The organism is Streptomyces sp. NPDC056296, from assembly GCF_042268605.1.
Taxonomy (GTDB): domain Bacteria; phylum Actinomycetota; class Actinomycetes; order Streptomycetales; family Streptomycetaceae; genus Streptomyces.
This window is the reverse complement of the sequence record NZ_JBHJRX010000061.1, coordinates 17,674-38,574: the sequence shown is the minus strand read 5'-3', so window position 1 is coordinate 38,574 and position 20,901 is coordinate 17,674. Positions and strand designations below refer to the sequence as shown.

At 72.1% G+C, this 20,901-nt stretch carries 20 protein-coding genes; 11 read left to right on the top strand and 9 right to left on the bottom strand.

All coding sequences use genetic code 11. The annotated features are described in order from the left end of the window. Positions 1 to 53: 53 nt before the first annotated feature. Entirely contained in the window at positions 54 to 695 is a 642-nt protein-coding gene (locus tag ACFCZF_RS33685; protein WP_376674862.1) for a hypothetical protein, read from the top strand. On the opposite strand, the gene ACFCZF_RS33680 is transcribed toward ACFCZF_RS33685, so the two are convergent. Continuing rightward, complete coding sequence (locus ACFCZF_RS33680; protein WP_376674861.1) at positions 649 to 846, bottom strand: DUF397 domain-containing protein; 198 nt, start codon at positions 844 to 846, stop codon at positions 649 to 651. The genes ACFCZF_RS33685 and ACFCZF_RS33680 overlap by 47 nt on opposite strands. Then, positions 843 to 1,682 (bottom strand): helix-turn-helix transcriptional regulator, encoded by an 840-nt coding sequence (locus ACFCZF_RS33675; RefSeq protein ID WP_376674860.1) that lies wholly within the window; start codon positions 1,680 to 1,682, stop codon positions 843 to 845. The genes ACFCZF_RS33680 and ACFCZF_RS33675 overlap by 4 nt, the downstream gene beginning before the upstream one ends. 221 nt (positions 1,683 to 1,903) lie before the next feature. Between ACFCZF_RS33675 and ACFCZF_RS33670 the strand changes: the two genes are divergently transcribed. Continuing rightward, positions 1,904 to 2,314, top strand: a complete 411-nt coding sequence (locus tag ACFCZF_RS33670; protein WP_376674859.1) for an ATP-binding protein — start codon at positions 1,904 to 1,906, stop codon at positions 2,312 to 2,314. 124 nt (positions 2,315 to 2,438) lie between these two features. Here ACFCZF_RS33670 and ACFCZF_RS33665 read toward each other — a convergent pair whose 3' ends face one another. Genes ACFCZF_RS33665 through ACFCZF_RS33655 form a run of 3 tightly spaced genes read right to left on the bottom strand, consistent with a single transcriptional unit; the run spans position 2,439 to position 6,421 of the window. Continuing rightward, entirely contained in the window at positions 2,439 to 3,056 is a 618-nt protein-coding gene (locus ACFCZF_RS33665; protein ID WP_376674858.1) for a TOPRIM nucleotidyl transferase/hydrolase domain-containing protein, read from the bottom strand. Between the two features lie 54 nt (positions 3,057 to 3,110). Next, a complete protein-coding gene (locus ACFCZF_RS33660) occupies positions 3,111 to 4,850 on the bottom strand; it encodes an amidohydrolase (protein ID WP_376674857.1) in 1,740 nt (579 codons plus the stop codon). Between the two features lie 50 nt (positions 4,851 to 4,900). Next, complete coding sequence (locus tag ACFCZF_RS33655; RefSeq protein WP_376674856.1) at positions 4,901 to 6,421, bottom strand: APC family permease; 1,521 nt, start codon at positions 6,419 to 6,421, stop codon at positions 4,901 to 4,903. 325 nt (positions 6,422 to 6,746) lie between these two features. Between ACFCZF_RS33655 and ACFCZF_RS33650 the strand changes: the two genes are divergently transcribed. After that, the gene (locus ACFCZF_RS33650; RefSeq protein WP_376674855.1) at positions 6,747 to 7,577 is read left to right on the top strand and encodes a TetR/AcrR family transcriptional regulator; all 831 of its coding nucleotides are present in this window, start codon (positions 6,747 to 6,749) and stop codon (positions 7,575 to 7,577) included. Positions 7,578 to 7,679: 102 nt separating this feature from the next. Here the strand turns inward: ACFCZF_RS33650 and ACFCZF_RS33645 are convergent, their stop codons facing one another. After that, positions 7,680 to 8,621: an RNA polymerase sigma-70 factor gene (locus tag ACFCZF_RS33645; RefSeq protein WP_376674872.1), complete on the bottom strand. Its 942-nt coding sequence runs from the start codon at positions 8,619 to 8,621 to the stop codon at positions 7,680 to 7,682. A 175-nt stretch (positions 8,622 to 8,796) separates the two neighbouring features. Between ACFCZF_RS33645 and ACFCZF_RS33640 the strand changes: the two genes are divergently transcribed. The 7 genes from ACFCZF_RS33640 (at position 8,797) to rbsD (ending at position 16,189) form a co-directional block, all read left to right on the top strand. Then, on the top strand, positions 8,797 to 9,282 hold the full coding sequence (locus ACFCZF_RS33640) for a carboxymuconolactone decarboxylase family protein (protein WP_376674854.1): 486 nt from the start codon (positions 8,797 to 8,799) through the stop codon (positions 9,280 to 9,282). A 212-nt stretch (positions 9,283 to 9,494) separates the two neighbouring features. Further along, entirely contained in the window at positions 9,495 to 10,043 is a 549-nt protein-coding gene (locus ACFCZF_RS33635; RefSeq protein ID WP_376674853.1) for a DUF1062 domain-containing protein, read from the top strand. Between the two features lie 172 nt (positions 10,044 to 10,215). Then, complete coding sequence (locus ACFCZF_RS33630; RefSeq protein ID WP_376674852.1) at positions 10,216 to 11,277, top strand: LacI family DNA-binding transcriptional regulator; 1,062 nt, start codon at positions 10,216 to 10,218, stop codon at positions 11,275 to 11,277. Further along, complete coding sequence (locus ACFCZF_RS33625) at positions 11,274 to 12,842, top strand: sugar ABC transporter ATP-binding protein (RefSeq protein ID WP_376674851.1); 1,569 nt, start codon at positions 11,274 to 11,276, stop codon at positions 12,840 to 12,842. The genes ACFCZF_RS33630 and ACFCZF_RS33625 overlap by 4 nt, the downstream gene beginning before the upstream one ends. Beyond that, the gene (locus ACFCZF_RS33620) at positions 12,832 to 14,784 is read left to right on the top strand and encodes a substrate-binding domain-containing protein (RefSeq protein ID WP_376674850.1); all 1,953 of its coding nucleotides are present in this window, start codon (positions 12,832 to 12,834) and stop codon (positions 14,782 to 14,784) included. Before ACFCZF_RS33625 ends, ACFCZF_RS33620 begins: the two co-directional genes overlap by 11 nt. Positions 14,785 to 14,900: 116 nt before the next feature. Continuing rightward, positions 14,901 to 15,803 (top strand): ribokinase, encoded by a 903-nt coding sequence (locus tag ACFCZF_RS33615; RefSeq protein ID WP_375916946.1) that lies wholly within the window; start codon positions 14,901 to 14,903, stop codon positions 15,801 to 15,803. Further along, positions 15,800 to 16,189 carry a D-ribose pyranase gene (gene rbsD, locus ACFCZF_RS33610; RefSeq protein ID WP_376674849.1) on the top strand — a complete coding sequence of 130 codons (390 nt, stop codon included), beginning with the start codon at positions 15,800 to 15,802 and terminating at the stop codon, positions 16,187 to 16,189. Before ACFCZF_RS33615 ends, rbsD begins: the two co-directional genes overlap by 4 nt. A 160-nt stretch (positions 16,190 to 16,349) precedes the next feature. On the opposite strand, the gene ACFCZF_RS33605 is transcribed toward rbsD, so the two are convergent. Genes ACFCZF_RS33605 through ACFCZF_RS33595 form a run of 3 tightly spaced genes read right to left on the bottom strand, consistent with a single transcriptional unit; the run spans position 16,350 to position 19,506 of the window. Further along, on the bottom strand, positions 16,350 to 17,156 hold the full coding sequence (locus ACFCZF_RS33605) for a sugar phosphate isomerase/epimerase family protein (protein WP_376674871.1): 807 nt from the start codon (positions 17,154 to 17,156) through the stop codon (positions 16,350 to 16,352). 41 nt (positions 17,157 to 17,197) lie between these two features. Further along, entirely contained in the window at positions 17,198 to 18,358 is a 1,161-nt protein-coding gene (locus ACFCZF_RS33600) for a dihydrodipicolinate synthase family protein (RefSeq protein ID WP_376674848.1), read from the bottom strand. Continuing rightward, entirely contained in the window at positions 18,355 to 19,506 is a 1,152-nt protein-coding gene (locus ACFCZF_RS33595) for a Gfo/Idh/MocA family protein (RefSeq protein ID WP_376674847.1), read from the bottom strand. Before ACFCZF_RS33595 ends, ACFCZF_RS33600 begins: the two co-directional genes overlap by 4 nt. Positions 19,507 to 19,737: 231 nt before the next feature. Here ACFCZF_RS33595 and ACFCZF_RS33590 point away from each other — a divergent pair, with 231 nt between their 5' ends. Then, positions 19,738 to 20,784, top strand: a complete 1,047-nt coding sequence (locus tag ACFCZF_RS33590; RefSeq protein ID WP_375916935.1) for a LacI family DNA-binding transcriptional regulator — start codon at positions 19,738 to 19,740, stop codon at positions 20,782 to 20,784. Positions 20,785 to 20,901 lie beyond the last annotated feature (117 nt).

The following is a 20,901-nucleotide window of genomic DNA, read 5'->3' as shown; positions in this document are numbered from 1 at the left end:
GTCCGGCAAGATCATGCGGACGGGCGGATCGCGCCGGCGCGACGGAGGGGAAAATGGGGCTGACCTACGGCTACGACATCTATCTGGCTCCTCGGAACGTCGCGGGGGCGCTGACCGCCGTGGCCGAGCTGGCGCCCCCGTCCCGTGACGTGCCGCCGCTCGACGTCACGCTGCCCGGCGGTGAGCGGATCGTCCTCCCGTTCACGTCCGACTTCGGCAGCGATCCGGTCGACTGCTCCGCGAGCGGCGAGTTCCGCCTGGACACGTCGCTCATGTTCGGCGTGGACGAGGCGGTGCGCGCATATGGGGAGTCGTCCGGCCTGCCGACCGAGGTGAACGGGCGGGTCCGGATCGGGTACGTCTACCTGGCGGTCCGGTTCGAGTCCTTCCTGCACCCCGGTTACGCGTCGCTGGAGTTCTGGGCCGCGACGTCGGGGATGAGCCGCCTGTTCGCGCGTTCGGCGAGCATCAGGAAGACGTTCACCGACCTCACCGCCGACATCGGCGGCGTGTGCTGCCTGTTCGACACGGGCGACGGGGGCCCCGAGGAAGTGTGCTGGCTCGACGGGGAGGCGACGCGCGTGCGGATCGGCGGCGCCCGGTTCCCGGATCAGCGGGCGCTGGTGGCGACTTGGCCCGACGCGGGCGTCACGGATTGCCTGCGGGATCCGTCAGCGCCTGGAGGAAGTGAGTGAAGGCGGTGCGGGGGAAACTGAGGGTGGCCCGGGCGGGGGCTTTGCTGTCGCGGACGGCGATTCGAGCTGCGCGGGTCGCGACTTCGACGCAATTGTTGCCGTCGCCCTCGCCCGAGTAGGACGACTTTCGCCAGTTGTCCATGGGACTCACAGCTCCTTCGTCAGCCGATGGATGAATTCACGCGATCGATCCGGGGCAAGCGAGACGTTCTCTACTTTACGGAAGCGCGTTCGGTAGGCGGCGAGTTGGGCCTCGGAGTCGACGAGAAACGCACCGTGCGGCGTGTCACGCGCGACCGTGTCCAGCTTGCGCACGGCCCCACCGACGTAGGTCATCGTGCTTGACGCCCTGGCGAACCCGTCCAGGTCGAACGGGATGACTCGCAAGGTGATGCGATCGATCCCGGAGGCCTCCAGGAGTCGTGCGAGTTGCCCCCGAGCGGCGGCGCGATCACCGACCCTGATCCGGAGGGCCGCCTCATGGATCACGATCTTATGAGGGAAGGCGGCCATCCTCTGCCGGGCCAGCCGGTGGCGCACCCGCAACTCCAGCTCCTCGTCGGTAAGTGCGGGAATCCTGGAGGAGAAGACGGCCCGGGCGTAGCCCTCCGTCTGCAACAGGCCGGGCACGTGCAGGATGGCCACGTCCTCCTGGAATGTGGCGTGGTGGTCCAACTCCGCCAAATCCAGGAACGGCGTGGGCAGCAGCCCTCGGTACTCTTCCCACCAACCTCTCGTCCGGTCGGTGGCCATCTCCACCAAGGCATCGACGAGTTCCTCGTCCGTGCAGGCGTAGTGGGACGCGAGACGTCGGAGCCGCTGCTCACTGACTCCCGACAGCCCTGCCTCAATCTGGCTGATCTGGACGTTGCTGACCCCGAGCATGGTCGCGGCCTGACGGGCGGTGAGGCCGGCCGCCTCGCGAAGTCTGCGCAGTTCCGTCGCAAGGCGCAGTTGCCGCGCTGTTGGTTCGCGCCTCGTGGGCAATGACCGCTCCTCATCTCAACGCGCCTGCCGACGCGACTCGTTCGGGGTGAAGATTACGCGATCGGCTTGCCGCGCCGAAACTTTCAGGTCTACCTTCAGTGACGCACCGCACACCGTGCGGCACCGGGTCACCGGAAGCGCACCGCCCCGTCCTGCCATGACGGCTGCGGCATTGACACCTGGCCCGCCACAAACCCACCACGCCCGACTTGGAGTCCCGCATGCCCGAAAACGAGCCCTGGGAGTACTCCCTCTACATCCCCAACGACCTCCGCGCGGTCACCGTCAGTCGCCGCACCCTCCGTCTGGTCCTCACCATGCACGGACTGATCCGCCTCGTCGACGTCGCCGAACTGCTCGCTACGGAGCTAGTCTCCAACGCCGTACGGCACACCAAGGGCCCCGCCGCCCTTCGCATCCGCTGGTCGCCGCCGGGCACGCTGCGGATCGGGGCTTGGGACACGGACCCCGAACCGCCGGAGCCCCCGGCCGCTTTCGGGCGGGTGGAGGAGCTGGAGGAGGGGCGGGGGCTGGCGTTGGTGCGGGCCTGCGCGGACGTGTGGGGGTGGCATCCGCTGACCAGGCACGGCAACCGGGGCAAGTACGTGTGGTGCGAGTTGGCCTCCGCCTGACCGCGCCAGAGACACCCCCCGCACAAGGACACTCACCGGCCACCTGTCATCCACGCGCTCATTCGAGCGCGCCAAGTACAAACTCAGGCCAAATGCTCACGGTTGGCGGATCCCTGCCGCGTGGTCAGAGCCCCGCGAACAGGCCCGCGAGTGGGGCCGGGGTGCCAGCGGTGTCCAAGGCCTCGACCAGGACGCGGCCGTAGTGGATCTTGCGGCCCTTCTTCGTGCCGAGGAAGCGGCGCAGCTGTTGCTCTGCGGTGCGGTCGCGTTGGGCGGGCTGGCGGAGGAAGGTCTGGAGGGGGCGCAGGTCGCCCTCCGTCTCGATCAGTTCCGTCACCCGTGGCACACCGAGCGCGCGGATGAGTTCGTCCTCCAGGTCGGCCGCGCAGACGAAGAGATCGTGCGGGGCGGCGTTCGCCCGGTCCAGGGCGCGGACGTAGTAGCCGCGCTCCCGCTCGTCGCACAGTCCCGTGAGGCGGAGGTCCAGGCCGGACGGGCCGAGGAGGCCGGCGAAGCGGCCGACGCTCATCGCGCCGCCCATCGGGAGGACGCAGACTCCCTCCGCGGCGAGGTCCCGGCCGTGGTGCGCGGCGAGCGCGTCGACCGCCGCCGCGTCGCTCGGGCCTTCGAGGAGTACGGCCGTGCGGACGGACAGCCGCGCGGCCAGCTCGCACGCGGGGCCGCCGGGCGCACCGGCCGCCCACGCGGTGACCGCGTCCCGGAACGACCCCATGTCCGCCATGGGACGAGTCTGAGCCCTTCGCGGCCGCCGCGGTAGGGATTTTCGCGGAGGGGCCTACGCGTCGGGGGCCGCGTGCACGCGTCGGCCCGCCACGAAGGTCTCCAGGACGCGGGCGGCGGCGATCTCCTCGGGCGGCCCGGCGAACGGGTCGCGGTCGAGGACGACCAGGTCGGCCGCCTTGCCGACCGTGATGCTGCCGGTGGTGTCGTCGAGATGGTTGGCGTAGGCGCTGCCGGCCGTGTACGCGGCGATGGCGGTGCCCAGGTCGAGCCGTTGCCCGGGGAGGAAGGCCGGCGTCCCCTCGGGTGCCTGCGGGGCGACGCGGTTGACGGCGACGTGGATGGCCTGGAGCGGGTCGGGGCTGCTGACCGGCCAGTCACTGCCCGCGGCCAGTGTCGCGCCGGCGCGCAGCAGGTCGCCGAACGGGTACTGGCGGGTGCCGCGTTCGGCGCCGAGGAAGGGCAGGGTCAGTTCGTCCATCTGCGGTTCGTGGGCGGCCCACAGCATCTGCAGGTTGGCGGTGGCGCCCAGGGCGCGGAAGCGGGGGACGTCCGCGGGGTGCACGACCTGGAGGTGGGCCAGGTGGTGCCGGGTGTCCCGCCACCCGTTGGCTTCACGGGCGGCCTGCACGGCGTCGAGCGCCTCGCGCACCGCACGGTCGCCGAGCGCGTGGAAGTGGACCTGGAAGCCGGCCGCGTCGAGTTCCGTGACGTACTTCCTGAGCTCCGCCGGTTCGACGAAACTGATGCCGCTGTTGTCCGATGCGCAGCCGCAGCCCGTGAGGTACGGGTCGAGCATGGCCGCCGTGTGGTTCTCGGCGATGCCGTCCTGCATGACCTTCACGGTGGTGGCGCGGAAGCGGTCGCGGGTCAGCTCCTCGCGGCGGGCCACGAGTTCGGGGATCTGCTCCGCACCGCGCTCGCGGTCCCACCACAGGGCGCCGACGACACGGGCGGTGAGCAGGCCCTGGTCCAGGGCCGCCCGGTAGGCGGGGGCCGGGTCCGTCATGTTCGTGTAGGCGCCGACGATGGCGTCCTGCCAGGCGGTGACGCCGTGGGAGTGCAGGACGGACTGGGCGCGCAGCAGCGCGGCGAGTTGTTCGTCCGGCGTGGGGTCCGGGGCCAGCCTGCCCACCAGGTGGGCCGCGCCCTCCTGGAGCATCCCGGTGGGGTTTCCCGCGGCGTCGCGTTCGATCCGGCCGTCGGCGGGGTCGGGGGTACGGGCGTCGATGCCCGCGCGCTCCAGCGCCCGGCTGTTCACCCAGGCGCCGTGGTGGTCGCGGTTGGGCAGGAACACGGGCCGGTCCGGGACGATCGCGTCGAGGGCCGCGGCGGTGGGCGTGCCGCCGGGGAATGCCTCCATGGACCACCCGCCGCCGGTGATCCACTCGGCGTCCGGGTGCTCGTCCGCGTACGCCCTGATCCTGCGCAGGTACTCGTCCGGGTCGGTGGTGTCGGCGAGGTGGCAGAGGCCGAGTTCGAGGCCGGCACCCTGGGGGTGGACGTGGGCGTCCTGGAAGCCGGGCAGCAGCAGCTTGCCCGCCAGGTCGACGACCTCGGTGCGCGGTCCGATCAGCTCGCGCACCTCGTCGTGGCCGACGGCCGCGATCCGTCCGCCGCGCACGGCCACGGCGGTGGCGCGGCTGCGGGCCGGATCGACGGTGTGCACGGGGCCACCGGTGAGGACGAGGTCGGCGGGGCCGGAGCGGGCGGAGGCCGGGGCGGTGTCGGAGGTGCCTGCGGTGCGTGCGGTGCCTGCGGTGTCTGCGGAGGTGGTGGGCTGGGCGTGTGACATGGGTGGTGAACTCCGTGGAGGGGATGGGGGCGTAAGGCGGGGCGTGGGCGTCAGACCGGCGCGCGGTCCGGCGGGGTGGTGGTCAGGGTTTCCGCGTCGGTGCCGCGCCCCGTGGTGAAGTACGGGGCGCGGCGGACGTACTTGGCCACGGCGGCCATGACGAGGCCGGACAGGACGATGCCGGCGGGCAGCGAGAACATGAACCATCCGTTGTCCGGGCTGAGTTCGAAGTGGTCGCTCATGGTCAGGTACGAGTATCCGAGGTAGCCGCCGAGACCCAGCAGGACGAGGCTGGACGCGGCGGGCACGCCGACGGCGAGCAGTGCCTCACGCGGTCCCTCGCGCAGCGCGGAACGGAAGCGGACGGCGCAAGCGAGCGCGGTGAGGCCGTAGTACAGGGCGACGACCAGGCCGATGGCGCTCACGGCGGCCAGCAGCATGTCGCTCAGCTTGGGGATGGCGACGGCGAGCACGGCGGTCACCATGGCGATGGCGACGAGGATGACCGTTCCGGCGGCGGGGGTGCCGTACCGGGGGTGGACCCGTGTCCACACCGGCCCCATGGTGCGGTCGCGGCCCATGGCGAGCAGACCGCGTGCCATGGGGATCAGCGACGCCTGGACGGAGGCGACGGCGGAGAACATCAACGCGATCACGGGCAGGGTGGCCCACGGCTCGGCGGCCAGCTTCTCCCCCAGGTACGGCAGGGCCTGCGGGCCGTTGCGGATCAGTTCGGCCAGGCTCATCTCCCGTTGGAAGGCGACCGAGGCGAAGAGGAACAGCCCCAGCATGGCGAACAGGGCGATGAGGCCGCCCCGGGCGGAGTCGCCGGGGCTTCTGGTCTCCTCGGTGACGCTGAAGGCCGCGTCCCAGCCCCAGAAGAAGAACACCGCCAGGACCATGCCCTGGGCGAAGGCGGTGCCGTCGGTTATCGCGAACGGGTTGAACCAGGAGAGGGAGAAGGCGTGGCCGCCGGTGGCCATGGCCCAGCCGCAGACGGCCAGCAGCACCGCGTACTCGAAGATCAGCAGGCCGAACTGGAACCGGGTGGCGACGCGGGTACCGGTCACGGTCAGGACGGCGAGGCCGACGAGGACCACCAGCCCTACCGCCGTACTGACGCCCGTGGACGTCGGGTCCAGGGTGACGCCGGCGAGGGTGTGCACGCCGGCCCTGTTGGCGAGGATCAGCAGGACCGAGCCCATGACGGCGCTGGTGTAGGCGCAGAAGACGATCGAGCCGACCACCGTGACCCAGCCGGTCAGGAAGCCGAGCCAGGGGTTGAGGGACTTGCCGACCCACACGTAGCCGTTGCCGCAGTTGGGCTCGGAGCGGTTGAGGCGGGCGTAGGCGAGCGCGATGCCGAGCACCGGCAGGAACGCCAGCAGCAGGAGGGCGGGGGCCTGGAGGCCGACGACGGAGCCGACCGTGCCCATGCCGATGGCGATGCTGGTGGTGGCGGCCGTACTGGAGGCGGCGATGGCGACACCGTCGACGACGCCGAGGGAGCGCTTCAGGGCGGGGCGGGGTGGGGGTGCGGGGGTCGGGGGCTGGGACGGCGGGGATGACATGGAGGGCTCCTCGGGAGGCGGGACGGGGAAGAGCCGCGCGGCAAGGCGATGGAACAACTGGCGTGCTGTTGCGTCAATCCTGTTGACATAAGACTGGCGGCGGTCGTTGACTGCTCGGGCGCGGTGGCCGGACGGTGGTGGCCGGACGGTGGTGGCCGGACGGTGGTGGCCGCACCGCGGCCGTGCCGCGAGGGCTGTGCGCCGACAGGGTGCGAGCGGTCGCACGCTGACAGGAGGCGGTGATCGCGCGCCGGCAGGAGGCCGTGATCGTGCGCCGACAGGAGGCAAGCGGTCGCACGCCCGCAGGGAACAGAGGGAGTCCGTCATGACGTCGCGTGTTCCGGGGGAGCGCCGCCGTCGGCGGCCCACCCGCTCCGGGGTCCTGCTGTCGGAGGACTTGATCGTCGAGACCGCCCTGCGGTTGATCGGCCAGCACGGTCCCGAGGCGCTCAGCGTGCGTCGGCTCGGCACGGCCCTGGGCTGCGATCCGAGCGCCCTGTACCGCTACTTCCACGACACCGACGACCTGGTGCTCGCCATCGCCGACCGGATCATCGGCGATGCGATGGCGGGGTTCGTACCCGGTAGCGACTGGGTGGCCTCGCTGCGGGAGATGGCTCTGCGGGTGCGCGCCGGGTATCTCGCCCACCCGCGCGCGGCGGCGATGGCGTCGTACCGGGTGACCCGGCGCGCGAACGAGATCCGGGCCGTCGACACGGGCATCGGCCTGCTGCTGTCCGCGGGTTTCGAGCCCGCCCGCGCGGCGCGGCTCTATCTGGCCTTCATCGACACCGTGCTCAGCCACGCGGCCACGGAGGCGGCGTTCCAGGCGCTCCCCGGGCAGCAGCGCGAGGCCGACCGCCGGGCCTGGCAGGAGGTCTACGCGGACCTCGACCCCCGGTCGTATCCGGCGCTGACCGCCGCGCGCGACGGGCTGCCCCGGATGGCGGAGAGTTCCTTCGAGGAGGCGGTGGAACTCCTACTGGAGGCGCTGGCGGCGCGGGCCCCCGGGGGCCGCGGGGCCCGGAGCCGAGGGGGCCAGGGGGTCGGGAGCCGAAGGGGCCAGGAGCCGAGGGGGCCAGGAGCCGAAGGGGCCGGGGGGCCAGGAGCCGAAGGGGCCGGGGGCCGAGGGGTCCGGGGACACCTCGGCGACTGAGTGATGCCGGCGACCGAGTGCCCCGAGCGCCCCGAGCACGGCACCCGCACTCGCACCGGCGCCCGCGCCCACACACACACGCACCCGCACCCGGCGCAGCCCTCAGCGCCGCAGGGCGGTCTCCCGTCGCATGCGCGACAGCTTCTCGGGGTTGCGCACGGCGTAAAGGCCGGAGATGCGGCCGTCGTCGAAGCGCACGGCCACCACCGTGTCCAGCTCGCCGTCGAGCCGGATGACCAGGGCCGGGTGGCCGTTGACCTGGGCCGGGTCCATCGACATCTCGACGGGCAGCTTGACCATGCCGCCGAGCACCAGGCGGGCCACCTTGTCGGCGCCCGTGACGGGCCGCAGGACCGCCTGCTTGATGCCGCCGCCGTCGCCGAGCAGGACCACGTCCGGCGCGAGGATGTCGAGCAGGCCCTGGAGGTCCCCCGTCCGCACGGCCCGCTGGAACGCGTCGAGCGCGTCCCGGCTCTCGGCCCGGGAGACGACGCCGCGCGGCCGGCGGGCCGCGACGTGCGCGCGGGCCCGGTGTGCGGTCTGGCGGACGGCGGCCGGGCTCTTGTCGACGGCCTCGGCGATCTCGTCGTACCCGAGGTCGAACACCTCGCGCAGCACGAACACCGCCCGCTCGGTCGGCGTGAGCGTCTCCATGACCAGCATCATCGCCATCGAGACGCTGTCGGCCAGTTCGACGTCCTCGGCCACGTCGGGGGTGGTGAGCAGCGGTTCCGGCAGCCACTCGCCCACGTAGGACTCCTTGCGGCGGCCGAGCGTCCGCAGCCGGTTCAGTGCCTGGCGGGTGGTGATCCGGACCAGGTACGCACGCCGGTCGCGCACCGTCGCGAGATCGACTCCCGCCCACCGCAGCCACGTCTCCTGAAGGACGTCCTCGGCGTCGGCGGCCGAGCCGAGCATCTCGTAGGCGACGGTGAAGAGGAGGTTGCGGTGGGCGACGAAGGCCTCGGTGGCGGGGTCCGCCTGTCCGCCGCCCGCGCGTGTCCCGGTCGTCGTGTCCTGTTCGTGGCTGCCGTTCTCGCTCATGCCCAGCTGCTCCCGCTCGTTCGCCTTCGACGGTGTCACGCGCACAGGACGCCGGCCACCGCCGGTCTGTGACATCCGCCGCCGGTGGTCCACGTCACACCGGCGCCCTGTCACAGGGTCCCGGCCGTCGGCGTCTTGTGTGCGTCAACGCGGCACCGAGAGTGAGGACGGGGTCATGGAAACCCGATTCAACCTGTTCGAGAACGAGATCGGCGGCCGGTTCGCGAAGCGGTTCGCGGGCATGGCCCTGGTGCTCCAGCAGTCGTCGCTGCCGAAGTCCACGCAGGAGCTGATCGCGCTGCGGGCCAGTCAGATCAACGGCTGTGGGCACTGCATCGACATGCACACCAAGGAGGCCGCGGCCGCCGGGGAGAGCGCGGTCCGGCTCCACCTGGTCGCCGCCTGGCGCGAGTCCACCGTGTTCACCGAGGCCGAGCAGGCGGCGCTGGCACTCGCCGAGGAGGGCACCCGGCTCGCCGACGCCCACCAGGGCGTGTCCGACGAGACCTGGGCCCTGGTGCGCAAGCACTACGACGACGACCAGATCGCCACGTTGATCTGCGTGGTCGCCATGATCAACGCGGCCAACCGGCTCGCCGTGATCACGCACCAGGCCGGCGGCTCCTACGAGGCCGGCATGTTCGACGCGGCCTTCGACTGACCGGCCCGGACGGCGGCGCCGCTCCCCGGGCGAAAACCGGTGGAGCGGCGCCGCCGTGCGCCACTACCCTCCTGCCGGACCGAGTCGTCTGCTGAAGGGCGGGCCGTTGTACACCGCGTGAGACCCCCCGAGTGCTGATCTGTCGCGCGTCGCACCTGTGCGCCGCGCCGCTTTCCGCTGCGGACTTCTCACACTGAAACCGGTGTACTTCTGTGCTCAACGACTGGGTGGTCATGCCCACCTGCCCGGCGATCGTCCTCCGCCGCTGCCACGCGTGCGGGGGCGGACGCTTCCGGGCGAACGGCAAGTTCCGTGCCAACGCCCACCACAAGCTCATCGACGCCTGGCTCCTCGCGCTCTGCACCGCCTGCGGGGACACCGCGAGGCTCACGGTCTTCGAGCGCACGCGGGTGCGCTCGGTACGGCCCGGGCTGCTGGACCGGCTGCACGACAACGACCCCGCACTGGCGATGGAGTTGCTCCAGGATCCGGGCATCCGGCGCCGCAACCGCGTCGCCCTCGACTGGGAGGGCGCCTGGCGTCTCGACACCGGCGGACCGGATCACCTGGACCGCGAGGTGATCGACGTCTCGGTCCGCTTCGCGGCGCGGATCCCCGTCCGGCCGGTGCGGCTGATCGCCGAAGGGTGCGGGCTCCCCCGCGCCGAGGTCGAAAGGCTGGCCGCGCGGGGGAAGGTCGTCTCCGCGGTCCGGCTGAACGCCAGGCTCACGGGCGACTTCACCTTCACGCTCAAGCGCTGAGGACGTTCATGCTCAAGCGCTGAGGACCTTCACACTCAAGCGCTGAGGCCACGACAGCCGCGCCGAGACCCGGTCACGATTGGGTATCGGCGCGGCACCACCCCTTGCCCCAAGCTCGTGTAATCGTTTCCAATCCTCCGTGTAATCGATTCCACAAGGAGGTGGAACGGCGATGGCGAGTATCGGCATCAAGGACGTCGCCGCCGAGGCGGGCGTCTCCGTCGCGACGGTCTCGCGCGCGCTCAACGGCCACCCGTCGGTCAGCCCCGCCGCCCGCGAGCGCGTGCTGGCCGCCGTCGAGACGCTGGGCTACCGCCCGAACGCCGTCGCCCGGTCGCTGCGCACCGACCAGACCCGCACCCTCGGCCTGGTCATCAGCGACGTCATGAACCCGTACTTCACCGAGCTGGCCCGTTCCGTCGAGGAGGAGGCCCGCGCGCTCGGCTACAGCGTCATCATCGGCAACGCCGACGAGCGGCCCGATCTCCAGGACCACCACGTCACGACGCTGCTGGACCGGCGCATCGACGGGCTCCTCGTCTCCCCCACCGACGGCGGCTCGCCCGGGATGCTGGCGGCCGCGCGGGCCGGGACGCCGATGGTGTTCGTCGACCGCTGGATCCCCGGCGTCGACGTGCCCGTCGTCCGGTCGGACGGGCGGGCCGCCGTACGGGACCTCGTGGCGCACCTCTACGCCCTCGGGCACCGGCGGCTCGCCATCATCGCCGGGCCCGCCGCCACCACCACCGGACGCGAGCGCGTCGACGCCTTCCGCGAGGCGCTGGCCGACTACGGGCTTCCCCTGCCCGACGTCTACATCGGCCAGGGCGACTTCCAGGCCGACAGCGGACGCCGGGTCACCGAGGGCTTCCTCGACCTGCCCGAGCCGCCCGAGGTCGTCTTCGCCGCCGACAACCTGATGGCGCTCGGCGCCCTGGACGCCGTACGCGCGCGCGGGCTGCGGGTCCCCGAGGACATCGCGCTCGCCGCGTTCGACGACATCCGCTGGTTCGTGCACACCGATCCGCCCGTCACCGCGATCGCCCAGCCCACGGGCGACCTCGGCCGGGCCGCCGTGCGCGCGCTGGTCGACCGCATCGAGGGCCGGCCCGGCGAGTCCGTCACCCTCCCGGCGCGGCTCGTCGTGCGCCGCTCGTGCGGCGAGCCCACCGGCCCGCAAGAACCCGCGTCCCCGCCCCCGTCCCCGTCCCCCGTACGAAGGAGTACGCCGTGAGCAGCCGCAGTCCGGACGAGTTGCTGCGCATCGAGGGCATCCGCAAGACCTTCCCCGGCGTGGTCGCGCTCGACAGCGTCGACTTCGACCTGCGCCGGGGCGAGGTGCACGTGCTCCTCGGTGAGAACGGCGCGGGCAAGAGCACGCTCATCAAGATGCTCTCCGGCGCCTACACGCCCGACGCCGGGCGGATCCTGGCGGGTGGCGAGGAGGTGCGCATCCACGGTGCGCAGGACTCCGAGCGCCTCGGGATCGCCACCATCTACCAGGAGTTCAACCTCGTCCCCGACCTGACGGTCGCCGAGAACATCTTCCTGGGGCGCCAGCCGCGCCGCCTGGGAATGATCGACCGGAAAAAGATGGACGCGGACGCCGAAGTGCTGCTGAAGCGGGTCGGTCTGAGCGTGTCGCCGCGCGCGCGGGTGCGTGAACTCGGCATCGCCCGGCTCCAGATGGTCGAGATCGCCAAGGCGCTCAGCCTGAACGCGCGCGTGCTCATCATGGACGAGCCGACCGCCGTGCTCACCTCCGAGGAGGTCGACAAGCTGTTCGCCATCGTGCGGCGGCTGCGCGAGGACGGCGTCGGGATCGTGTTCATCACCCATCACCTGGAGGAGATCGCCGCCCTGGGGGACCGGGTCACCGTCATCCGGGACGGACGCAGTGTCGGGCAGGTGCCCGCCGCCACGCCCGAGGACGAGCTGGTACGGCTCATGGTCGGGCGGTCGATCGAGCAGCAGTACCCGCGCGAACGCGCCGACACCGGCGCGGCGTTGCTCAAGGTGGAGGGACTGACGCGGGACGGCGTCTTCCACGACGTCGGCTTCGAGGTCCGCGCCGGTGAGGTCGTCGGCATCGCGGGCCTCGTCGGCGCCGGGCGGACCGAGGTGGTCCGGGCCGTGTTCGGCGCCGATCCGTACGACGCGGGGACCGTGCACGTCGCGGGCGGCCGGCTCCGTCGCCACGACGTGAACGCCGCCATGGCGGCCGGCATCGGGCTGGTGCCCGAGGACCGGAAGGGCCAGGGGCTCGTCCTGGACGCCTCCGTCGAGGAGAACCTGGGGCTGGTCACCCTCCGTTCCACCTCCCGCGCGGGGCTCGTGGACCTCAAGGGGCAGCACGAGGCGGCCGAGCGGATCGCCGGGCAGCTCGGCGTGCGGATGGCCGGACTGGGTCAGCACGTGCGCACGCTCTCCGGCGGCAACCAGCAGAAGGTCGTCATCGGCAAGTGGCTGCTCGCGAACACCAAGGTGCTGATCCTCGACGAACCGACGCGCGGCATCGACGTCGGCGCCAAGGTCGAGATCTACCAGCTGATCAACGAACTCACCGCCGCCGGTGCCGCCGTCCTGATGATCTCCAGCGACCTGCCCGAGGTGCTCGGCATGAGTGACCGGGTGCTGGTGATGGCCCAGGGCCGGATCGCGGGTGAGCTCCCGGCCGGCGAGGCCACCCAGGACGCCGTGATGGCACTCGCCGTCAGCACCCCCCACAGCGACTCCCACAACGATCCCGGCAGCGACACCCCCCACAGCGACGGAACGGAGGCCTCCGGTGGCCACTGACACGCTCAAGAGCAAGCCGGGCGCGCAGGGCGCCTCGGGCGGTCTGCGCCGCCTGCTGCTCGACAACGGCGCGCTGACCGCGCTGATCGTCCTCGTCATCGCCATGTCGGCACTCTCCGGGGACTTCCTGACCGCCGACAACCTGCTGAACGTCGGCGTCCAGGCCGCCGTCACCGCGATCCTCGCCTTCGGCGTCACCTTCGTCATCGTCTCGGCCGGCATCGACCTGTCGGTCGGCTCGGTCGCCGCGCTGTCGGCCACCGTGCTGGCGTGGAGCGCCACCGAGGCCGGGATGCCGGTCGTGCTCGCGGTGCTGCTGTCCGTCGCGACGGGCATCGCGTGCGGCCTGGTGAACGGTTTCCTCATCTCCTACGGGAAGCTGCCCCCGTTCATCGCGACGCTCGCCATGCTGTCGGTGGGGCGCGGTCTGTCGCTCGTCATCTCGCAGGGCTCGCCGATCGCCTTCCCGGACTCCGTCTCCCACCTGGGTGACACGCTCGGCGGATGGCTGCCGGTGCCGGTGCTCGTGATGATCGTGATGGGGCTGATCACGGCGTTCGTCCTCGGGCGGACCTACATCGGCCGCTCCATGTACGCCATCGGCGGCAACGAGGAGGCCGCGCGGCTGTCCGGCCTGCGGGTGAAGCGGCAGAAGCTCGCCATCTACGCCTTCTCCGGGCTGTTCGCCGCCGCCGCGGGCATCGTGCTCGCCTCCCGGCTCTCCTCCGCGCAGCCGCAGGCCGCGCAGGGCTACGAACTGGACGCCATCGCCGCCGTCGTCATCGGCGGTGCCTCGCTCGCGGGCGGCACCGGCAAGGCGTCGGGCACGCTGATCGGCGCGCTGATCCTCGCGGTGCTGCGCAACGGCCTCAACCTGCTGTCCGTCTCCGCGTTCTGGCAGCAGGTCGTCATCGGTGTCGTCATCGCGCTGGCGGTGCTCCTCGACACCCTGCGGCGCAAGGCGGGGGCGACCACGCCCGCGGCCGGGGCCGGCGGGGGCGGCAAGGGCAAGCAGGCACTGACGTACGTGATCGCGGCGGTCGTGGCCGTGGCCGTCGTGGGTGCGACCTCGCTGCTGCACAACGACTCCTCGGCCGGAAAGACGCAGAAGGTCGGTCTGTCGCTGTCCACGCTCAACAACCCGTTCTTCGTGCAGATCAGGGACGGGGCGGAGGAGCAGGCGAAGAAGCTGGGCGTGGACCTGACGGTCACGGACGCGCAGAACGACGCCTCCCAGCAGGCCAACCAACTGCAGAACTTCACCAGCGAGGGTCTGTCCTCGATCATCGTCAACCCGGTGGACTCCGACGCCGCGAGTCCCTCGGTGCGCTCGGCGAACAAGGACGACATCCCCGTGATCGCCGTGGACCGCGGCGTCAACGACGCGAAGACGGCCGCGCTGGTCGCCTCCGACAACGTCGAGGGCGGTGAGCTGGGCGCCAAGGCGCTCGCCGAGAAGCTGGGCGGCAAGGGCACGATCGTCATCCTCCAGGGCCAGGCCGGCACCTCCGCCAGCCGGGAGCGCGGGGCGGGCTTCGCGGCCGGTCTGAAGGAGTACCCGGGTATCGAGGTCGTCGCCAAGCAGCCCGCGGACTTCGACCGCACCAAGGGCCTGGACGTGATGACCAACCTGCTCCAGGCGCACCCCGACATCGACGGCGTCTTCGCGGAGAACGACGAGATGGCGCTCGGCGCGATCAAGGCGCTGGGTTCCAAGGCCGGCAAGTCGGTCCAGGTCGTCGGCTTCGACGGCACCCCGGACGGGCTGAAGGCGGTGCGGGAGGGCACGTTGTTCGCGTCCGTCGCGCAGCAGCCGAGGGAACTGGGCAGGATCGCGGTCGAGAACGCGTTGCGCGCCGCCGACGGCAAGAAGGTGGAGAAGATGGTGAAGGTGCCGGTGAAGGTGGTCACCAAGGAGAACGTGGCCGGCTTCGAGGGCTGACACGGGCGCACGGCGGTGCACGGGCGGGCGGTCACGTCGACCGCCCGCCCGCCTCACTCGGTTTCACCCGGGTTCGCTCGGGTTCACTCGGATTCACTCGGATCGGGGAGCGATTCATGTACGACTACGACCTCCTGGTCGTGGGGTCGGCCAACGCCGACCTCGTGATCGGCGTCGAGCGGCGGCCGGGTGCCGGCGAGACGGTGCTCGGCACCGACCTGGCCGTCCACCCGGGCGGCAAGGGCGCGAACCAGGCGGTCGCCGCCGCTCGGCTCGGCGCCACTACGGCGCTGCTGGCCCGGGTCGGCGACGACGACTACGGCAGGCTGCTGCTGGACTCGCAGCGGGCGGCCGGCGTCGACACGGTCGGCGTGCTGGTGGGCGGGGCGCCGACCGGCGTCGCGCTGATCACCGTCGACCCGTCCGGGGACAACAGCATCGTGGTGTCGCCGGGCGCGAACGCCCGTCTGGCACCGGGGGACGTCCGGGCCGCCGCGAGCCTCTTCCACGCGTCCCGGGTCGTCTCCGCGCAGTTGGAGATCCCGCTGGAGACGGTCGTCGAGGTGGTCCGGAGTCTGGCGCCGGACAGCCGCTTCGTGCTGAACCCGTCGCCGCCGCGCCCGCTCCCGGCGGAGGTGCTGGCGGCCTGCGACCCGCTGATCGTCAACGAGCACGAGGCGAAGGTGATCCTCGGCGACGCCTGCGTGAGCGACCGCCCCGAGGACTGGGCCCGCATCCTGCTGGCGAAGGGGCCGCGTTCGGTGGTCGTGACCCTGGGCGCCGAGGGCGCGCTGGTCGCGTCGGGCGCGGGCGTCTCCCGTGTCCCGTCCGTGAAGGTGGACGCCGTGGACACGACGGGCGCGGGCGACGCGTTCACCGCGGCGCTGGCCTGGCGGCTCGGCACGGGTGCGTCGCTCGCCGAGGCTGCGGCGTACGCGGCCCGGGTCGGCGCGGCGGCCGTCACGAAGGCGGGCGCGCAGGCGTCGTATCCGACGGCGGCGGAGGCGGAGGCCTTGTGAAGCGGGCCGGCATACTCAATCGCCACCTCGCGGGTGCCCTCGCCGAACTCGGCCACGGCGACGGCGTCCTGGTGTGCGACGCCGGCATGCCGATCCCGGCCGGTCCACGCGTCGTCGACCTGGCCTTCCGCGCCGGAGTGCCGTCCTTCGCGGAGGTGGTGGACGGCCTGCTCGCCGAGCTGGTGGTCGAGGGGGCGACGGCGGCGACGGAGGTCAGGGGCGCCAACGCGGAGGCCGCCGCGCTGCTCGACGGGCGCTTCCCCGCCCTCGCCCTCGTCTCGCACGAGCGGTTGAAGGAACTCTCGGCGGGGGCACGGCTGGTGGTGCGGACCGGGGAGGCCCGCCCCTACGCGAACGTGCTGCTGCGGTGCGGGGTCTTCTTCTGACGACCAGGAAAACTTCGAGGGGGCCCGGTCGACGACCGTGCCCCCTCGGGTTTCCCTCCCCTTCAGAACCCCGTGATCCCCCCCCCGGGTCCCCCCAATGGGGTTCTGATGCCAAGTACGACCCGCGGACGCACGAAACGGTTGCACGGGCCGCCGGATTTTATTTTTCGGCCCCCGCGTGCGCGGCGAACCGTGCCGCCGTCTCGGCGAGCACCTCCCGCCCGTCCCGGGCCCACAGCTCCTCGTTGAACAGCTCGACCTCGATGGCCCCGGTGTACCCGGCCGCCTCCACGTACCCCTTCCACTCCCGCATGTCGATCGCGCCGTCCCCGATCTGGCCGCGGCCGTTGAGGACGCCCTCGGGCAGCGGGGTGGTCCAGTCGGCGAGCTGGAAGGTGTGGATGCGTCCGCCCGCCCCGGCCCGCGCGATCTGCTCGGGCGCCCGGTCGTCCCACCAGATGTGGTACGTGTCGACGGTGACGCCGACCTGATGGGCCGGGAAGCGTTCGGCGAGGTCCAGGGCCTGGGTGAGGGTGGAGACCACGCAGCGGTCGGAGGCGTACATGGGGTGCAGGGGCTCGATGGCGAGCCGTACGCCGTGCCGTTCGGCGTAGGGGGCCAGTTCCGCCACGGCGTCGGCGATGCGCTCCCGGGCGGCGCGCAGGTCCTTGTCGCCGGCCGGGAGACCGCCGGAGACCAGGACGAGGGTGTCGGTGCCGAGGGTGGCGGCCTCGTCGACGGCACGGCGGTTGTCGGCCAGGGCCGTCGCGCGTTCGTCCGCGTCGATCGCGGTGAGGAAGCCGCCGCGGCACAGGGTGGTGACGGTCAGGCCCGCGTCGCGGACCAGCTTGGCCGCCGCCTCGACGCCGTACGCCTGGACGGGTTCGCGCCACAGGCCGACGTTGCCGACGCCGAGTTCACGGCAGGCGGCGGTCAGTTCGGGCAGCGACAACTGCTTGACCGTCATCTGGTTGATGCTGAAACGCGTCAGGTCAGGTGCCGTGTCGCTCACTGGTCCACTCCGTACAGGTTCAGCAGGGTCCGCATCCGTTCCTCCGCGCGCTTCGGGTCCGGGAACAGGCCAAGGCTGTCCGCGAGTTCGTAGGCGCGGGCCAGGTGCGGCAGGGAACGGGCCGACTGGAGGCCGCCGACCATCGTGAAGTGGCTCTGGTGGCCGGCCAGCCAGGCCAGGAACACCACGCCCGTCTTGTAGTAGCGGGTGGGGGTCCGGAAGAGGTGCCGGGAGAGGGCGACGGTGGGGTCGAGGAGGGCGCGGAAGCCTTCCGTGTTCCCCGTGTCCAGCACCCGGACCGCCTCGGCCGCCAGCGGGCCCAGCGGGTCGAAGATGCCGAGCAGCGCGTGGCTGAAGCCCTGCTCGTCGCCGGCGATCAGCTCGGGGTAGTTGAAGTCGTCGCCGGTGTAGCAGCGCACGCCCTGCGGGAGGCGGCGGCGCAGGTCGATCTCGCGCCGGGCGTCCAGCAGGGAGACCTTGATGCCGTCGACCTTGTCGGGGTGGGCGGCGATGACGTCCAGGAAGGTGCCGGTGGCCGCGTCGAGGTCCGCCGATCCCCAGTAGCCCTCCAGGGCCGGGTCGAACATCGGGCCGAGCCAGTGCAGGATCACCGGCTCGGCGGCCTGGCGGAGCAGGTGGTCGTAGACCTCCAGGTAGTCCTCGGGGCTCCGCGCCGACGCGGCCAGGGCGCGGGAGGCCATCAGGATGGCCTGGGCGCCCGACTCCTCGACGACGGCCAGTTGTTCCTCGTAGGCCGCCCGGACCTCGGCGAGGGTGCCGCCGGTGATCTGGTCGGTGCCGACGCCGCAGGCGATCCGTCCGCCGGCCGCCTTCGCCTCGGCGGCGGACCGGCGGACGAGTTCGGCCGCGCCGGCCCAGTCCAGGCCCATGCCGCGCTGGGCGGTGTCCATGGCCTCGGCGACGCCGAGGCCATGGGACCACAGGTGGCGGCGGAAGGCGAGGGTGGCGTCCCAGTCGACGGCGGCGGGGCCGTCGGGCGTGGTGTCCGCGCAGGGGTCGGCGACGACGTGCGCGGCCGAGAAGACCGTACGGGAGGTGAAAGCGCTTCCCGGAGCTTCCCGGGTGACGGTCAGGGGCTCGGTGCGTGGCTCGTAGGCGCGCAGGGTGCCGTTCGCGTCCGGCAGGTGGAGGGTCACAGCGCGATCTCCGGTACGTCCAGGCGGCGGCCCTCCGCGGAGGACTTCAGGCCCAGTTCGGCGAGCTGGACGCCGCGGGCGCCGGCCAGCAGGTCCCAGTGGTAGGGGGCGTCGGCGTAGACGTGGCGCAGGAACAGTTCCCACTGGGCCTTGAAGCCGTTGTCGAAGTCGCCGTTGTCCGGGACCTCCTGCCACTGGTCGCGGAAGACCTCGGTGGCGGGGATGTCCGGGTTCCAGACCGGCTTGGGGGTGGCGGAACGGTGCTGGACCCGGCAGTCGCGCAGTCCGGCGACCGCGGAGCCCTCGGTGCCGTCGACCTGGAACTCGACGAGTTCGTCGCGGTTGACGCGCACGGCCCAGGAGGAGTTGATCTGGGCGATCGTGCCGCCGTCGAGCTCGAAGACGCCGTACGCCGCGTCGTCGGCGGTGGCGTCGTAGGGCTTGCCGTTCTCGTCCCAGCGCTGCGGGATGTGGGTGGTGGCGAGGGCGTGGACGGACTTCACGCGGCCGAACAGCTCGTGCAGGACGTACTCCCAGTGCGGGAACATGTCGACGACGATGCCGCCGCCGTCCTCGGCGCGGTAGTTCCAGGAGGGCCGCTGGGCGTCCTGCCAGTCGCCTTCGAAGACCCAGTAGCCGAACTCGCCGCGCACGGACAGGACGCGGCCGAAGAAGCCGCCGTCGATGAGGCGCTTGAGCTTGAGCAGGCCGGGGAGGAAGAGCTTGTCCTGGACGACGCCGTGCTTGATGCCGGCGGCGTTCGCCAGGCGGGCGAGTTCCAGGGCGCCGTCCAGGCCGGTGGCGGTGGGCTTCTCGGTGTAGACGTGCTTGCCCGCGGCGATCGCCTTCGTGATCGCCTCCTCTCGGGCCGAGGTGACCTGGGCGTCGAAGTAGATGTCCACGGACGGGTCGGCGAGGACCGCGTCCACGTCCGTCGAAACGTGCTCCAGGCCGTGCCGCTCCGCCAGCGCCCTCAGCGCGTGCTCGCGGCGGCCGACCAGGATCGGTTCCGGCCACAGCACGGTGCCGTCGCCGAGGTCGAGGCCGCCCTGTTCGCGGAGGGCCAGGATGGAGCGGACGAGGTGCTGGCGGTAGCCCATGCGTCCGGTCACACCGTTCATGGCGATTCGCACCGTCTTGCGTGTCACGTCATTCCCTTCGTACGAGCGAGGAGCCGTATGTAGTGCGGTACAGCAAGCGCTTTCTATGCACGACGAAGCTAGCCTGTGGACGGTGGTCTGGACAAGACCGCGGCCCGGGCGAGTTGTTCGAGGGGACGAACAGCGGCGGGCCGTGGTCGTAAGGTCACCTGAGACGGCGGCGACGGCTGAGACGGCTGAGACGGCGTACGGCACACGCGCGATGCGGAGGACGAGGACATGACGGTGACACTGGCGGACGTGGCGGCCCGCGCCCAGGTCTCCCCCGCGACCGTGTCGCGTGTGCTGAACGGGAACTATCCCGTGGCCGCCTCCACCCGGGAACGGGTGCTGAAGGCGGTCGACGACCTGGACTACGTGCTCAACGGCCCCGCGAGCGCGCTGGCGGCGGCCACGTCCGACCTGGTGGGCATCCTGGTCAACGACATCGCCGACCCCTTCTTCGGCATCATGGCCGGCGCGATCCAGTCCGAGATCGGCGGGCCGGGCGGCAGAGCGGGCGGCGAGAGACTCGCCGTGGTCTGCAACACCGGCGGCACCCCGGAGCGCGAGCTGACCTACCTCACCCTGCTGCAGCGGCAGCGGGCGGCGGCCGTCGTGCTGACCGGTGGGGCGATGGAGGACGCGGCGCACCAGGCGGCCGTGGCGGCGAAGCTGCGCAAGCTGGCGGAGGCCGGCACGCGGGTGGTGCTGTGCGGGCGGCCGCCGGCGCCGGACACCGGGGCGATCGCGCTGACCTTCGACAACCGTGGGGGCGGCCGGGAGCTGACCGATCACCTGATCGGGCTCGGGCACCGGCGGCTCGGCTACATCGCGGGCCCCGAGGAGCGCACCACGACCCGGCACCGGCTGGAGGGCCACCGCGCCGCGCTCGCCGCGCACGGCATCGAGGAGGACCCCCGCTGGGCGGTCCACGGCCGCTACGACCGGCAGTCCGGCTACGAGGCCACACTCGAACTCCTGCGCAGGGACCCCTCCCTGACGGCCGTCGTCGCCGCGAACGACTCCGTCGCGCTGGGTGCGTGCGCGGCGCTGCGCGAGCTGGGGCTGCGCATCCCGGACGACGTGTCCGTGGCCGGCTTCGACGACCTGCCCTTCAGCATCGACGCGGTACCCGCGCTGACGACGGTCCGGCTGCCGCTCGCGGAGGCGGGGGCGCGGGCGGGGCGCATCGCGATGGGGCGGGAGGAGGCGCCGCCCGGGGGGATCGCCACGGTGCGGGGGGAATTGATGGTGCGGGGGTCCTCCGGGGGGCCGCGGGGGTAGGTGCCGTTGGTTTCTCCGCGCCCCGCGTTGGTGTGGGCCTGGTGGGGGCGGGGGGGGGGGGGAGAGAGAGGCGCCCGGGCGCCTGCACACGTCGGCCAGTCCAAACCCACACCCGCC

Excerpts from the sequence above, each read along its gene's own strand:
- ACFCZF_RS33685 (WP_376674862.1), top strand. The coding sequence starts at position 54 with ATGGGGCTGACCTACGGCTACGACATCTATCTGGCTCCTCGGAACGTC.
- ACFCZF_RS33670 (WP_376674859.1), top strand. The coding sequence starts at position 1,904 with ATGCCCGAAAACGAGCCCTGGGAGTACTCCCTCTACATCCCCAACGAC.
- ACFCZF_RS33665 (WP_376674858.1), bottom strand. The coding sequence starts at position 3,056 with ATGGCGGACATGGGGTCGTTCCGGGACGCGGTCACCGCGTGGGCGGCC.
- ACFCZF_RS33660 (WP_376674857.1), bottom strand. The coding sequence starts at position 4,850 with ATGTCACACGCCCAGCCCACCACCTCCGCAGACACCGCAGGCACCGCA.
- ACFCZF_RS33655 (WP_376674856.1), bottom strand. The coding sequence starts at position 6,421 with ATGTCATCCCCGCCGTCCCAGCCCCCGACCCCCGCACCCCCACCCCGC.
- ACFCZF_RS33650 (WP_376674855.1), top strand. The coding sequence starts at position 6,747 with ATGACGTCGCGTGTTCCGGGGGAGCGCCGCCGTCGGCGGCCCACCCGC.
- ACFCZF_RS33645 (WP_376674872.1), bottom strand. The coding sequence starts at position 8,621 with ATGAGCGAGAACGGCAGCCACGAACAGGACACGACGACCGGGACACGC.
- ACFCZF_RS33640 (WP_376674854.1), top strand. The coding sequence starts at position 8,797 with ATGGAAACCCGATTCAACCTGTTCGAGAACGAGATCGGCGGCCGGTTC.
- ACFCZF_RS33630 (WP_376674852.1), top strand. The coding sequence starts at position 10,216 with ATGGCGAGTATCGGCATCAAGGACGTCGCCGCCGAGGCGGGCGTCTCC.
- ACFCZF_RS33615 (WP_375916946.1), top strand. The coding sequence starts at position 14,901 with ATGTACGACTACGACCTCCTGGTCGTGGGGTCGGCCAACGCCGACCTC.
- ACFCZF_RS33605 (WP_376674871.1), bottom strand. The coding sequence starts at position 17,156 with ATGACGGTCAAGCAGTTGTCGCTGCCCGAACTGACCGCCGCCTGCCGT.
- ACFCZF_RS33590 (WP_375916935.1), top strand. The coding sequence starts at position 19,738 with ATGACGGTGACACTGGCGGACGTGGCGGCCCGCGCCCAGGTCTCCCCC.